This window comes from Enterobacter sp. 22452 (assembly GCF_052045065.1).
GTDB classification, from domain to species: domain Bacteria; phylum Pseudomonadota; class Gammaproteobacteria; order Enterobacterales; family Enterobacteriaceae; genus Enterobacter; species Enterobacter mori.
Genome location: NZ_JBQEOB010000001.1, coordinates 642,650 through 657,255, shown reverse-complemented (window position 1 = coordinate 657,255; position 14,606 = coordinate 642,650). Strand labels below are relative to the sequence as shown.

The 14,606-nt window shown below is 56.0% G+C and carries 14 protein-coding genes; 3 read left to right on the top strand and 11 right to left on the bottom strand.

The annotated features are described in order from the left end of the window. The first annotated feature begins 20 nt into the window (after positions 1-20). The 3 genes from ltaE (at position 21) to ACTJJA_RS03175 (ending at position 3,575) form a co-directional block, all read left to right on the top strand. On the top strand, positions 21-1,022 hold the full coding sequence (gene ltaE, locus ACTJJA_RS03185; protein ID WP_440666153.1) for a low-specificity L-threonine aldolase: 1,002 nt from the start codon (positions 21-23) through the stop codon (positions 1,020-1,022). A gap of 10 nt (positions 1,023-1,032) precedes the next feature. Continuing rightward, the gene (locus ACTJJA_RS03180; RefSeq protein WP_440666151.1) at positions 1,033-2,469 is read left to right on the top strand and encodes a DUF2867 domain-containing protein; all 1,437 of its coding nucleotides are present in this window, start codon (positions 1,033-1,035) and stop codon (positions 2,467-2,469) included. Positions 2,470-2,561: 92 nt separating this feature from the next. Then, entirely contained in the window at positions 2,562-3,575 is a 1,014-nt protein-coding gene (locus tag ACTJJA_RS03175) for an NAD-dependent epimerase/dehydratase family protein (protein ID WP_023335096.1), read from the top strand. 103 nt (positions 3,576-3,678) lie between these two features. Here the strand turns inward: ACTJJA_RS03175 and ACTJJA_RS03170 are convergent, their stop codons facing one another. From ACTJJA_RS03170 to gspG, 11 genes are all read right to left on the bottom strand, one after another. Then, positions 3,679-5,511 carry a glycoside hydrolase family 19 protein gene (locus ACTJJA_RS03170; RefSeq protein ID WP_440666149.1) on the bottom strand — a complete coding sequence of 611 codons (1,833 nt, stop codon included), beginning with the start codon at positions 5,509-5,511 and terminating at the stop codon, positions 3,679-3,681. Positions 5,512-5,651: 140 nt separating this feature from the next. Further along, complete coding sequence (gene iagB / locus ACTJJA_RS03165; protein WP_440666147.1) at positions 5,652-6,104, bottom strand: type III secretion system invasion protein IagB; 453 nt, start codon at positions 6,102-6,104, stop codon at positions 5,652-5,654. 137 nt (positions 6,105-6,241) lie between these two features. After that, the gene (locus ACTJJA_RS03160; protein WP_440666146.1) at positions 6,242-8,944 is read right to left on the bottom strand and encodes a glycosyl hydrolase family 18 protein; all 2,703 of its coding nucleotides are present in this window, start codon (positions 8,942-8,944) and stop codon (positions 6,242-6,244) included. 262 nt (positions 8,945-9,206) lie between these two features. Further along, positions 9,207-10,004, bottom strand: coding sequence for a prepilin peptidase (locus ACTJJA_RS03155; protein ID WP_440666144.1), 798 nt, complete (start codon positions 10,002-10,004; stop codon positions 9,207-9,209). Then, a complete protein-coding gene (locus tag ACTJJA_RS03150; protein WP_440666142.1) occupies positions 10,001-10,486 on the bottom strand; it encodes a type II secretion system protein M in 486 nt (161 codons plus the stop codon). The genes ACTJJA_RS03155 and ACTJJA_RS03150 overlap by 4 nt, the downstream gene beginning before the upstream one ends. Further along, entirely contained in the window at positions 10,483-11,613 is a 1,131-nt protein-coding gene (gene gspL / locus ACTJJA_RS03145) for a type II secretion system protein GspL (protein ID WP_440666140.1), read from the bottom strand. Before gspL ends, ACTJJA_RS03150 begins: the two co-directional genes overlap by 4 nt. 15 nt (positions 11,614-11,628) lie before the next feature. Beyond that, positions 11,629-12,645, bottom strand: coding sequence for a type II secretion system minor pseudopilin GspK (gene gspK, locus ACTJJA_RS03140; RefSeq protein WP_440666139.1), 1,017 nt, complete (start codon positions 12,643-12,645; stop codon positions 11,629-11,631). After that, complete coding sequence (gspJ, locus tag ACTJJA_RS03135; RefSeq protein ID WP_440666137.1) at positions 12,642-13,307, bottom strand: type II secretion system minor pseudopilin GspJ; 666 nt, start codon at positions 13,305-13,307, stop codon at positions 12,642-12,644. The genes gspK and gspJ overlap by 4 nt, the downstream gene beginning before the upstream one ends. Further along, on the bottom strand, positions 13,304-13,678 hold the full coding sequence (gspI, locus tag ACTJJA_RS03130; protein ID WP_440666135.1) for a type II secretion system minor pseudopilin GspI: 375 nt from the start codon (positions 13,676-13,678) through the stop codon (positions 13,304-13,306). Before gspI ends, gspJ begins: the two co-directional genes overlap by 4 nt. Then, positions 13,671-14,156 carry a type II secretion system minor pseudopilin GspH gene (gspH, locus tag ACTJJA_RS03125; RefSeq protein ID WP_440666133.1) on the bottom strand — a complete coding sequence of 162 codons (486 nt, stop codon included), beginning with the start codon at positions 14,154-14,156 and terminating at the stop codon, positions 13,671-13,673. Before gspH ends, gspI begins: the two co-directional genes overlap by 8 nt. Further along, entirely contained in the window at positions 14,156-14,605 is a 450-nt protein-coding gene (gene gspG / locus ACTJJA_RS03120) for a type II secretion system major pseudopilin GspG (protein WP_042716894.1), read from the bottom strand. The genes gspH and gspG overlap by 1 nt, the downstream gene beginning before the upstream one ends. Position 14,606 lies beyond the last annotated feature (1 nt).

Genomic DNA, 14,606 nt, shown 5'->3' with positions numbered 1-14,606 from the left:
TTAAATAATAAGGACATGCCATGATCGATTTACGCAGTGATACTGTTACCCGCCCGAGCCGCGCCATGCTCGAAGAGATGATGGCCGCCCCGGTCGGGGACGACGTCTACGGTGACGATCCGACGGTCAACGAGCTGCAGCGCTACGCGGCTGAACTGAGCGGCAAGGAAGCGGCCCTGTTCCTGCCCACCGGCACGCAGGCTAACCTCGTCGCGCTGCTCAGCCACTGCGAGCGTGGTGAAGAGTACATTGTCGGCCAGGGTGCGCATAACTACCTGTATGAAGCAGGCGGCGCGGCGGTGCTCGGCAGCATTCAGCCGCAGCCGATTGACGCCGCGCCGGACGGTTCTCTGCCGCTCGATAAGGTCGCCGCGAAAATCAAAGCCGACGATATTCACTTCGCCCGCACCAGGCTGCTCAGCCTCGAAAACACCCACAACGGTAAGGTGCTACCGCGCGAATACCTGAAGGCCGCATGGGACTTTACCCGCGAGCGCAAGCTGGGGCTTCACGTGGACGGCGCACGTATCTTCAACGCCGTGGTGGAATACGGCTGCGAGCTGAAAGAGATTACGCAATACTGCGACTCGTTCACCATTTGCCTGTCTAAAGGTCTGGGCACGCCGGTGGGCTCTCTGCTGGTCGGTAACGCAGACTACATCAAGCGCGCTAACCGCTGGCGCAAAATGACCGGCGGCGGTATGCGTCAGGCGGGCATTCTGGCGGCTGCCGGACTGTATGCCCTGAAAAACAACGTCACGCGCCTGAAAGACGATCACGACAACGCCGCGTGGATGGCTGCGCAGCTGCGCGAGATTGGTGCCGACGTGATGCGTCACGACACCAACATGCTGTTCGTGCGCGTCGGAGATGAGCGCGCCGCCGCACTGGGCGAATTTATGAAATCACGTGGCGTGCTGATCAACGCCTCATCTGTCGTGCGCCTGGTCATGCACCTTGACGTGAGCCGCGAACAGCTGGCGGACGTGGTGAAACACTGGCAGGCCTTTTTACAGCGTTAAGGAGCATCACGTGCCGCAGCGTATTCTGGTGCTTGGCGCCAGCGGGTATATCGGTCAGCACCTGACCACGGCGTTAAGCCAGCAGGGGCATCAGGTGCGGGCAGCGGCACGTAACACCGAGCGCCTGCAAAAGCAAAACCTGCCCGGCGTGACCTGTCACAACGTCGATCTCAACTGGCCTGTCGCGCTGCCTGCGCTGCTGGACGGGGTCGATACGCTTTACTACCTTGTCCACAGCATGGGTGAAGGTGGCGATTTTATCGCCCATGAGCGTCAGGTGGCGATGAACGTCCGCGACGCCCTGCTGCAAACGCCGGTTAAGCAGGTGATTTTCCTAAGCTCGCTACAGGCTCCCGAAAACGAGCAGTCCGACCACCTGCGCGCACGCCAGCTGACGGCGGACACCCTGCGTGGCGCGAACATTCCCGTCACCGAACTGCGGGCCGGGATTATCGTCGGCGCGGGCTCCGCCGCCTTCGAAGTGATGCGCGATATGGTCTACAACCTGCCGGTACTCACGCCGCCGCGCTGGGTCCGTTCGCGCACCACGCCGATTGCGCTGGAGAATCTCCTGCATTATCTGGTGGCATTGCTGGACCACCCGGCGGAGCAACACCGCGTGCTGGAAGCCGCTGGTCCTGAAGTATTGAGCTACCAGGCGCAGTTCGAGCACTTTATGCGCGTCAGCGGCCGCCGACGCTGGCTGATACCCATCCCCTTTCCAACCCGCTGGATTTCGGTGTGGTTTTTGAACGTTATTACGTCGGTGCCGCCAACCACGGCAAAAGCGCTGATTCAGGGGCTAAAACACGATCTGCTGGCAGACGACCGCGCGCTGCGGGCGCTCATTCCCCAGGATTTGATCCGCTTTGACGACGCGGTGCGCAATACCCTGAAAGAAGAAGAGAAGCTGGTGAACTCCAGCGACTGGGGCTACGACGCCCAGGCCTTTGCCCGCTGGCGGCCGGAGTACGGCTATTTCCCGAAACAGGCGGGCTGCACGGTGAAAACCACGGCCAGCCTGGCCGCGCTGTGGGAGGTGGTAAACCAGATCGGCGGCAAAGAGGGCTATTTCTTCGGCAATGTACTCTGGAAAACGCGCGGTGCGATGGATCTGCTGGTGGGCCACCGGCTGGCAAAAGGCCGCCCTGCTCGCCCGTATCTTGAAGTGGGCGATGCGGTCGACAGCTGGAAGGTCATCATCGTCGAACCGGAAAAACAGCTGGCGCTGCTGTTTGGCATGAAAGCGCCCGGGCTGGGCCGTCTTTGCTTTACCCTGAAAGACAAAGGCGACCATCGTGAACTGGACGTCCGCGCCTGGTGGCATCCGCACGGAATGCCCGGTCTGTTCTACTGGTTGTTCATGATCCCAGCGCACCTGTTTATCTTCCGCGGGATGGCAAAGCGGATTGCGCAACGGGCAGAACAAAAGACGGAAAAGATCTAAATAAAACTCTCTTTCTTTCACCTTTCCCATTGCATAGCGCCGTAATTCACGAAAGAATGCGCACGAAATTCTTTTCAACACAGTGGATTGATATGAAGGTACTGGTTACCGGGGCGACCAGCGGCTTAGGCCGAAATGCGGTCGAATTTCTGCGCAACAAGGGCATCAGCGTCAGGGCTACCGGTCGCAACGAAGCGATGGGAAAACTGCTGCAAAAAATGGGCGCAGAGTTCGTCCATGCAGACCTGACGGAGCTGGTCTCCTCTCAGGCAAAAGTGATGCTCGCCGGTATCGATACGCTGTGGCACTGCTCCAGTTTCACCTCCCCGTGGGGTACCCAGGAAGCCTTTGATCTCGCCAACGTGCGGGCAACCCGCCGTCTTGGCGAATGGGCCGTCGCCTGGGGCGTGCGTAACTTTATCCATATCTCGTCTCCGTCACTCTATTTCGACTATCACCACCATCGTGACGTGCAGGAAGATTTCCGTCCGGCCCGCTTTGCGTGTGAGTTTGCCCGCAGCAAGGCAGCCAGCGAAGAGGTGATTGACCTGCTGGCGCAGTCGAATCCGCATACCCGTTTTACGGTACTGCGTCCGCAGAGCCTGTTCGGGCCGCACGACAAAGTGTTTATTCCCCGTCTGGCGCAGATGATGCACCACTACGGCAGCGTGCTGCTGCCACGCGGCGGCGATGCCCTGGTGGATATGACCTATTACGAAAACGCGGTCCACGCCATGTGGCTGGCAAGCCAGCCGGACTGCGATAAGCTGATTTCCGGCCGCGCCTATAACATCACCAACGGCGAGCCCTGCACGCTTCGCAGCATTGTGCAGCGCCTGATCGACGAGCTGCAGATCAACTGCCGTATCCGTTCGGTGCCTTATCCGATGCTGGATATGATCGCCCGCAGCATGGAGCGTTTTGGCAGTAAATCGGCCAAAGAGCCGGCGCTGACCCACTATGGGGTATCAAAGCTTAATTTTGATTTCACGCTGGATATTTCGCGCGCGGAGAACGAGCTGGGGTATAAGCCGATTGTGACGCTGGATGAAGGGATTGTACGCACGGCGGCGTGGCTGCGGGATCATGGGAAGCTGCACAGGTAAGCGCAGCGCCACCCGGCAAAAAACAGAATTCTGCGGCCTGATGCCCTCACCCCGGCCCTCTCGTAAAGACTAAAACGGCAACCTTTCGGTTGCCGTTTGCTGTTTATAGTGCCGTCCAGGCCTCTGCCCATGCCAGACCTGCGCCTGGTTCATAGTAGGTTGGAGAGTTGTTACACCAGCCGCTGTACGGGAACGGTTTGCACTGGAACAGTTTACCGTGGTTGTTCACGATATCGCCTGCGTTGTACTTGCTGTTCGCGCTCCATGCCGCGTAAGAGCCAGAAGTGCCTTCGTCATTGGACGGAGCCGCTTCTTTCGCTTTCACGTTCAGCAGGTAAGAGGTGGTGCTGCTCAGCTCACCATCGCTAACGGTCAGGCTCACTTCATACTGCTGCGCTGTTGCCGCTTCTGGTGCGGTGAAGGTGACTACCGCTTTGTCGTCGCCAGTCACGGTCTGACCATCCTGTGAACGCCAGGTGTAGGTCAGCTTATTACCGTCTTCGTCTGTAGAGCCTTCTGCGCTCAGAGAAACCTGCGCACCCGCTTCCACCGCACCGATTGGACCGGCAATCTGCGCGACTGGCGCGTGGTTGACAGCAACCGGTTCTACCGGCGTTTCGTCAGGCGTTGGGGTCGGGGTGACCGGGGTTTCATCTTCAGATGGCGTTGGGGTCGGCGTTACCGGGGTTTCATCCGGCGTGGTCGCGGAACCGTCGTCATTCACAATATTCACGTTAAAGAACTTCTGTACACACTTGGTGTAGTCGCCGTCTTTGAACGCGCTGAATGGTGTCTGGTAGCCCACCAGCTGGCAAGAGTAGGTTTTGCCGTCAGGTGTATCCGCGCTCCATCCCCAGTCCTGTTCCCAGTAAATCTTCAGGGCACCTGCGCCGCCTTCGTCAAACTGCTTCATGTTGGCACAGCCAAGCACTTCGTTAGCAGGAACCTCTACTTTCAGGTAGTTTGCGAACTCTTTGTAGTACTTGATACGGTTCTGAGACTGCGCAATTTCAGTCGGGCCACCGCACTCAACGCCGCCGTTGATGATCTGGGTGGTCACGCCGAAGCCAGGGACCAGGCCGTTAGCCTTGTCGTGATCGTTCGGCTGCCAGGTACCGTCGATAACCTGCAGCATGCTTGGTTTTGGCGGCTGTGGATAGGCGAAGAAGAAGATCGCACTCGCCAGGTTCAGCCAGGTGTCCGCCACCAGCTCGGGTTTTTCCAGCAGAACTTTAACATCGCCGTACATCGCTTCGGAGAACGGACCGTAGTTATAGTTGTAGGACAGCTGTTTCGCACCGCGACCGAAGTAGCTCAGGAAGTCACCGTCTTTGTCTTTACCGCACGGCCAGGTTTGCCCCTGCCACACGTCGGTATTACATTCGCCGTTGTAACCGCCCTTCTGTCCTTCGCTCCAGCCCATTTCACGAACGTAGACCAGCGCCTGACGCCATTCGGCTTCCGGACGCCAGCTTTCGTGGCCACCGGTTTCCTGCGCAAAGTGAGCAAACATGGTTGCCAGCTCTTTACGGCAGATGGCGTCGCTGTCGCGGCCATCTTTGTAGGTGTCGCACAGCGCCGGGAATTTACCCACCGCTTTCAGGAAGTTGCTGTAGCTGTAATCCTTCGCGCGCAGTGGGAACAGGTATTCCCAGTCGCTCTCTTTCAGGATCCCTTCAACGCGTTTTACGTTAACCGGGTTTGACGCACGGCCTGGCTCGATCTGCTCAACTGAAGCGTTGTCCAGTGTACGGATGGTATCCTTCACTGACTGCATCAGAGGGAAGTCAGTGAGCTCTTTCTCCTTTTTCGCCAGATCGCTGGCTTTGATGGTGTAAGGCGTGGTGCTTTCTGCCTTCAGCATGGTGGCCTGAGCCATGATCGGTGCCACACAGGCACCGGCAATCAATACGCTCAGTAATGTCCTTTTATTCATCTCGATTGTTCCTGTTAAATACGTTTGTGTTAGTAAATAAAATCCCAGCTTATTTATTAATCCATTAATAAATAAACTCCAGACAGCTGTTTTTCATTTTCTGAAGAATACGTGTAAGTACGCTTCAAAAAAGAAAAAACTCACCAGTTCGTTCTGTCATGTGCGTCTAATTTTAATTGCTGATACTTTTTCCAGACTTTATGGGCATAGACCATACGTTTAGGATAATTTTTCCTTTTCAGCCCGGCGTTATAGGCCCCTACCGCTTCCCAGTTGTAGCCATAAACCTTAATCATGCCTGATAAGATAGAGGCGCCAACCATAATGGAGGTGCAGGGTTCCGTCATCAGGCGATATTCATTAATCCCTCTACGCGACAGTTCAGGAAAATGCGAGCTGTTAATTTGCATTAATCCGACATCGTGCGTTCCGTCATGGTTGGTGTTGACGGCATACGGGTTCATTCCCGATTCCACATTGGCAATGGCATAGAGTAAATACGGGTCGACATGATAATAGTGCGCCGCTTTATTCCAGCAATTTGCAAATGCGCTTTGACTTAATATTAATAACAGCAACAGAAACCTTTTCATTATTCACCTGCGTAGTCGATTTTTATTCTCCTTACACACGTCCTGTTAAAATATTCGAATTTACTGACCACACCCGAAGTGGGGTGTGGTCAGTGATTGCGGGCAGATATCACACCCACAATTTCAGCTGCAGAGGATTATTTGCAATCCGCTGACGCGCCTTCTTTCACCCAAACATCGCTGTTACCTGGTTTGTCGCCCTGAGTCCACCATTTCGCGCGGTACTCGAAGCCCTGGTAAGTCGTCTTGTCGCCGCCGTTGTAGACGGTGTCAGCACGCCAGTTCATTTTCACCTGGCTGACCAGTTCCCATGCATCCGCACCGAAGCCAGGCTGGTTGCCCTGCGTCCAGTACTTCGCTTTCCACACCAGATGGTCGAAGCTTACGGTATCGCCATTGTTGTAGACTTTGCTGGAATCCCATGCAGCATATTTGCTGGCATTGGCATCAACCGGGGTGTCGCAGCTGTTAGACGCTGAACCTTCGTCAGACGGCGTTGTGCCTTCGTCAGATGGAGTCGTGCCTTCGTCAGATGGGTTGGTGTCTTCGTCTGGAACAACCGGCGTCGCTTTAGGCGTCACGGTAACCTGGACGTTAGACTGTACGCTGGTTTTGCCATCGCTCACCACCACGCTCAGGGTGTAGGTCGCGTCAGCGCTCACGTCCGGCGCAGTGATGTTAACGTTCGCGGTGTCAGTACCGGTAGCGTGCATATCTGCTGGAACGCTCCATGCGTAGGTCAGGGCATCACCATCTGGATCCGCAGCCTGAACGTTCAGTGCGTAAGACTGGCCTGCTTCCAGAGTCACAGCCTGCATCTGGTTCACAACAGGTGCCTGGTTCGCTTTCGGTGCTTTGTTCACAACCTGAACGTCAGCGGTGCTGCTCAACCCTTTCGCGTCGGTCACGGTCAGACGGAATGCCAGGGTCTGGTTGCTGGTCACAGCGCCTGCGTTGAAGGATGCCTTCGCTTTGGTACTGTTAGTCAGCGTGACGCTGGAACCCGAAATCTGGGTCCATTTGTAGGTCAGCGCATCGCCATCTGGATCGGTAGAAGCGGAACCATCCAGCGTGACGCTTACAGGACCGGTCACAGACTGATCGGCCGCCACAGCAACCGGTGCGTGGTTAGTCACAACTGGCTCTGGCGTTGAGCTGCCCATCAGGCTCTCGTTCATGGCGTTCAGGATGTCGCCGTTATCGGAGTCGATAGACCAGGAGAACAGACCCCCCAGGTTTTTCGCCAGAACATACTTACCTTTCGCGGTCGTTGAACGGGCATCTTCATAGGAGATCAGGTCGCCAGTGGATTTGTTAAAGACGTATGGTGCTTCCGCATCCGCGTCATAACCGTATTCCCAGCCTGGTTTGCCTTTGTATTCGTTAACAATCTGACGATAGTCAACAACGCCTGGTTCCCAGGTGCCTTTCACTCCGCCCGTTGCAGTACCGGTGAATGGATTGTCGCCGGTGTAGCCGTGAACGCCCGTCCAGCCGCGGCCATACATGCCCGCACCCACTACGATTTTGCCTGGCTGTACACCCTGCTCCAGCAGCGCGTCAACGCCGTTTGAGGTGGTGTAGTTAGTGTCAGGACGCCATGCTGGTGCATGCAGTGCCGCCTGGTGACCCAGTTCGGTGTTGCTCCATGCGCCGTAGAAGTCGTAACTCATCAGGAAGATATGGTCGAGGTACTGCTGGACGGTGTTGTAGTCCACGTCTTCGATCTTATCTTTACCGGAACCAATCGCCGTGGTCAGCTCATAGGTACGACCGGTTTCCGCTGACAGCTCGTTCAGCATGGTGCGCAGATCGTGCATCACTGCGGTGTAGGTGGCTTTATCCTGCTGAGGATTACCCAGGGTTTCGTTCACGCCGCCGCCGCCCGGGAATTCCCAGTCGATATCCACGCCGTCGAAGAATTTCCAGGTTTTCAGGAAGTCTTTAACAGAGGCCACAAAGCGTGCGCGAATTGCGGTGTCGTTCATTTTGTAGAACGGATCGGACATGGTCCAGCCGCCGATGGATGGCAGCACTTTCAGGTCTGGATGCGCTTTTTTCAGCGCCATCAGCTGACCGAAGTTACCTTTGTACGGGTCGTCCCAATTGGAAACGCCAGACTGAGGTTTCTGCAGTGCCGCCCATGGATCGTGGATCGCCACGGTGAAGTCCTGACGGCCCGCACACGCACGCTGCAGCGCCGCGAAACTGTTGCCGTTTTCAACGGTTTTCAGACCGTCGTTGATGCCGTCGCCGCCGCAGATTGGAATGAAGCCATACAGGATGTGGTTCAGGTTAGCTGCCGGGATTTTATCAACCGGGAATTCACGGCCGTATACGCCCCACTCAGGGAAATACGCACCCACGACTTTGTCGGTATGCTGAGTGAAGGTTTTGTTGTTCTCTTGCAGAGGGGTATTCAGCGGCAGCAGGTGGCTACCGTCGGTATCCGCAACAATAATCAGCTTGCTTGCGCTTTTGGAACATCCGCTGGCGTTACAGAGTTCAACCTGTTCCTGATAGCGGCCGCCTTTTTTCACTTTGAAGGTCGCAGAGCCAGAAGCACCGGCTGCGCCTGACCATACGGTCTGGCCGTCGAGCAGAACTTTACCGGTTGTCGGCGCATCGCCGCTCCAGACGTTCCATTCCACTTTCACGTCCACGCCATCGTTGTGCACTTTAACGAGCGTACCGTAATCCTGTGCGGCCTGGTCGATTTCAACGAGGGCAAATTTATCATTACCACTGCTGATTGAAGGCGTACCTGGCGCGGCGGCGAATGCGGAGCCGGAGACAGCCGCAACAAAAAGTGCCAGATATTTAGGCTTCATAAATTTCATTATTAATTCCTGATAACATTATTTGTGAAAATTAAAATAACCATGTATTCCATATAACATGGGCGAGTCGTGAATAAGCTAGTTCAATAAAACCGTAGACAACACTTAATTGTTCAAAACAGGTAATACGCTAAAATATCCTCCATAAAAAGACATGAGCGACAATCCTTACAGCTTATGTCCCTTACAATACGCCGGGAATTAAATTAAATCCTTCCATTCCCTTATCGAAAAAATTTCCAAAAAAACTTGACCGTACAAATCAGAATGTGAATTGCAGCGTCTGGAGAATAAAAATAGTCAATCCTGCCAGTGACAACATTGGACCAAACGGAATAACGCTATTTTCTTTAACAGCTCTATAAAAAAGAAAATACAACGCGATACCGCTTAATGCGGCGGCCAGTAATAAAGAGGGTAATGCCTGCCAGCCGCACCACGCCCCCAGCGCGGCCAGCAGTTTGAAATCACCGTAGCCCAATCCTTCACGACCGGTGGTCAGGCGAAATGCCCAGTAGATCAGCCACAGCGACAGGTAACCCGCCGCCGCGCCGTACAGCGCATCCGACAACGGTAAGGTCTGAAAAAGCGCATGATTTAACAGCCCTGCCCACAGCAGGGGTTGCGTCAGACAATCCGGCAGCAGCAGATGTTTCGCGTCAATCGCCGCCAGCGGCAACAGCCCACACCAGAGAACCCACAGCGAAATCAGCGCGGCCGCAGACGAGGCATACGCCGCCGTCAGGGCAAAAAACAGGGCACTGGAAAGCTCAAGCAACAGCAGACACAGCGGGATAGGCGTTTTACAGCAACGGCAGCGGCTGCGCAGACCGCACCAGCTCAATACGGGGATATTTTCCCACCAGGAGAGCCTGTGCGAGCAGGTCGGGCAATGGGATGCCGGAAACAGCAGGTTCCCGGCCCCCTCTTCTTCTTTTATCAGCGGCGGTATGCGCTCGACGACGACACCGAGAAAGCTGCCGATAATCCCGCCAAGCGCGCCGCTCAACAGGCAAAGGGCAGGCATCTGACTGCCCTGAAGCAGCATTAGCGGGTTCATGCCACTTTCGCCCAGGAAAGTTTGACCTGGGCTTTTACGTCGCTGAGGTGATCAACGGGGGTAAGTTCCATTTTCTCCAGACGCACGCCGGAGACTAAATTAACCTCCCTGAGCCAGTTTTTCAGTTCATAGACATTTACCCGGTCAATATTAAATGACATGGTTTGACCGTCCTGCTGAATATTACTCAGCGCAACGTGGATCTCTTTGGCGCTCTCTTCCACCACACTTCTTGGATTACTGGTTTTTAATACTCTGGCCTGAAGATGATTTTTATTTATTTCTGCACGCATCCAGTTGAGGGTTTGTTTCTGTTTCAATAACGTGCTTTGACTGTTTTTAATCATACTGTCCAGAGGGGGCATCACCCCGTACCAGATTATTGCGCAGCAGAGCGCCGCGCCGCACAGTTTAAACAGATTTCGCTCACGTGGGCTGTAACTTTGATAGCGAGCCTTTAATTGTCCTATTTTCTCTTTCATTTATATTTCCCTGTGATGATGGCGGTATAGGGCGCCTCACTGGAAACCGGCTGCAGCGTAAAGTCGAAGGTGTCACTGGCCTTATTGACGAACGCCTGCAACGCAGCGGGATCCGTGGCGCTGATATTCAGCGTAAGCTGATTCTGCGTGTCGTCATACCCGACTTCACTCAGTTCAACCGAAGGGAGCGAGGCTTTGATCTGCTCCAGAGCCTCCAGTTGAAGAAAGACGCCTTTTTTCTCTTTCTTAATGTTCTGCCCAAAGTGGTACTTCAGGTTGGTGGTCTGACGCAGCGTGGGGAAATAGTGCTGGGCCAGCTCAACCATTTGCTGCTGGGCCAGGTTTTCCTGGTTGGTCAGCATCCAGGCCATGCCAATGCGGGGGCCGATCAGCAGCCCCAGGCTGAGCACCACCACCGCGGCGATGGCGGATTTCGCATAACGGAAACCGCCGCTCGTGCCTTTGGCCGAAAATCCGCCGTGCAGCAGGTTGGCTTTGCCGCTTTTCCACTGCGGCTGGATCAGCACCAGCGGATGCTGCCAGGCCAGTTGTTCATCCACCTGCACGCCCGCTGGCGCCTCGCCATAACAGACAATCTCACCCGCGCTCTGCTGGCTCAGCAGCAGCGGCAGCAGTACGGCGTCGGTTTCGCAGGCGCCAAACGGCGAGTAGCGCATCCAGTAGCCTTCGTCGATGGCAACCAGCGTGCTTCCGCCTTCGGCGACCGGCAGCAGGATCGCATCCGGCAGCACCTGCACCACCGTCAGCCCGGCATCAGCACAGCGATCGAGCCAGTACTGCAGACGCGCAGCCTCAATGGCCACCGCGTCAACTTCGCGCCCTTTGTTGTTCAGCACCGTCCAGTGGAGGGTCTCCACGTCGCCAATCAGTGTCTCTTCTGCCATCCAGGAGAATTCAACGCCCCCTTTTTTAGGCAACGTGAAGTGACGGAAGATCATTTCACTGGCCGGCAGTAACAGACAGACCCGGGCCGCTAAGGCGTGACCGGCGAGCTCCGCCAGTGACGCCAGTCCCTGGCGTTGTTCCACCTGGTCGCTACCGGACTCGCACCACATTATGTTCCCGTCCTCGTGCGTGTCGGGACGAATAAAAAGCACTTGTTTCATAGAGTTCGTCTTGTGTTATTCAACCATTCGGTAGCGACGTTGCCAGGTAATCACCTTCCCGGCTTCATTATCAACATGAAGCTGGCTGACGACGCGCAGCGTTAAATCGTCGGTATTGCCGGTACTGTTGACCCGGAAATAGCTACTGTTCACCGCAAGCAACGCCTGAACCTGCTTGAGGGCGTCTTTGGTCTGCGGATAATTTGTCTCAAGCTCTTTCAGGAACGCCTCCATCGACTCCCAGCCCTCTTCCGGGCGGGAGGCGATAAGCCGGGCGGCCTCGTCCTCACTCAGCGAACCGATAAACAGCGCGGCCAGCAGCGGCGCCTGTTCCCTGGTCAACGTATTCACGTCCACCTTGCTGGCGCTGTCGGGTAAGGCACACAGCACTTTGCTGACCTTCCCGTAGGCCGCCGCCGGAAACGCGGGCAGCAGCTTGAGTTCGCCCGGGGTGCGCATCATCTGATTCGCGGGCTGACGCGCTGGCTCAACGCCAGCCCAGGCATCCGTCTCCAGCCCCTCTTTTGCCGTCGTGGTATCGCCGTCGAGATAGTCCAGCAGCTGCTGATAGATCTCTTCGGCATCCCCCGAGGAAATACCGCTGTCGGCCAGCAGTTGCTCGACAATGCGCTCTTTCGCCGGTTTTTCCGGTAGCGCGCCCGCCGTCTGGACCGCTGGCGTTTGATCTGCCGCCAGCAGGTTATTGACGTTAAAGCAGGTCTGGGCATCCTCAATCTGGCTCACCACGGTGTAGTTTTCCCCCCTGGTCTCCACCGGCTCCGTCCATTCCCCCTTCGGCGACAGCCCTTTGCTCTCGCCGCTGGCATACGTCTGGAGCAGATCTTCAATCGTTTTTTGCTGGCTCTGAATGGACCAGCGCAGCTGCTGCTGGCTCACCTGATAACGGGTTTTCTGCAAATTGCGGCAGAACTGCTGGCTGATTTTCGCCGCCAGGGCCGACATCATGACCAGCAAAATTAGCACCACCAGCAGCGCGACACCGCGCTGTTTCCGAACCGATTTTCCGCTCATTTGTTCTCTCCTGACGGAGCCGGCACCGGCTGCGGTTGTGCTGGCGTCGCCGCATCGGTCGGCGAGGCAGGCGTTTGTTCTTTTGGTGCCACAGGCCCGTCCGGCATATCTCCCGGCGTGGTAAACACCCAGCGCCAGGTCTCGCCATTCTCCATGGTCAGCAGCAGCTCTACGCCGTCCGGCTGGTGCGCCGTGTCGGTCCACTTGTCCAGCCAGCTCGCTTTCCAGAAGCGCCACGACATCTCTTTAACATCGCTGAGGATCGGCACCTCTTCCGGTTTCGCATCCGCCGGACCATCGATGACCGGCCAGACATCGCGCCACAGTTTTTTATCTTCTAACCGCCAGCGCACGCGCTCCAGCTGAACCTGACCGCTCACGCCGTTCAGCGTGGTCAGCTCCAGGCTGTCATCATGCTGAATAAAAACCTCAGGCTCGTTGCGCGGGGCGCGCGCCTGAAGCTGGAAGAAATCCCGCTCCAGCAGGTTATAGGCGCGCTGAAGCTGGTTTAAGCGGGTGGCCGCCACGTCGGTGGCGTTCGACGTACGCATCGCACCATCCAGAATTTGCCAGGCCAGGGTGCTGATGATTGCGAAGATGGTCAGCGCAATCATAATCTCCAGCAGCGTAAAGCCCTGCTGACGCTGAAGTTGCTTACTCATTTCAGCTCTCCGGGTTCCGTGACCAGCAGGGTAATGACCGGCTTATCTTCATCGCCCTCGGCATACACCTGAACCTCATCGGCAAAGCGATTTTCTGCGGTTTTTACCCGCTGCTTACGCCAGGTCCAGTTCCGCCCCCCCATCATTTCCGTGCCCGTCTGCTGGGCGTCCGGGAACGACGTGTTGCTCAGTTTCGCTTCCGCCAGCTGGTTTTCCGCCACCCAGCTCGCCTGCAGCGTATCGCCCAGGCCGTGAGTAAAGCGCACGTTCAGCGAGACGGAGTTCATCAGCGCCAGCGCGGCGGTGGAGAAGATCACCAGCGCGACCATCACTTCCAGCAGGGTCATCCCCTGTTCTTTACGTTTAGTCATCGTTCTCTACCGACACCGGTGATGCGCCCTGCGACACCACGCTAAAGCGCTGCTTTTTGTCGAAACTCTGCAACTCAAGCCTGAAACGGCTGATCTCCCCGTCCGGTAAAAAGACTATCTGCGGCGTCGCGTCCGTTGTGGCAGCAATGCGCTGCGGCGACAGCGAGACGTGCATCTCTTCCGGGAACGCGCCGTGGGTGACAATGCGCCCGGCGGTTAACGGCTCCCAGTGATGTTCGCCGTCTTTTTCGGCCCAGGCGACCAGCTGATATTCAGACGTGGTGACCACCAGCCCGACGATATTGCCGTCCATCACCGCGCGGTCTGAACCATATTCAACGAGGGCTTTTAACTGCTGACCGAAAATATCCGCACCGCTGCGCGAGGGAATAGTCGAAACGACCATCATGGCGCAGCTGGCAAATATCACCAGCGCCAGAATAATTTCCAGCAAAGTAAACCCACGTTGCTTATTCATTACTTCTCTTTTTTATCTAAAGACCAGTTGGTAATATCATCAGCCGTATTGGCTTCGGCATCCGGGCCCGCGGAGAAAACATCCACCGCGCCATGTTCACCCGGGCTGACCAGAATATAATCATTGCCCCACGGATCTTCCGGCAGGCGGCGAATATAGCCGTCGTCACGGTAGTTTTTCGGGATCGGCGCGATTTCAGGCTTGGTGACCAGCGCCTGTAAACCCTGTTCGGTGGTGGGATAACGGTGGTTATCCAGCTTGTACATATCCAGCGAACCTTCCAGCGCCACGATATCGCTGGTCGCTTTCTGGCTGTCCGCTTTCTCTTTATTACCCATTAAATTTGGCACCACCATACTGGCCAACACGCCAAGAATAACGATGACCACCATTAATTCGAGCAAAGTAAACCCGGCCTGACGCTTCAGGCTATTTCGTTTTAAAGACATA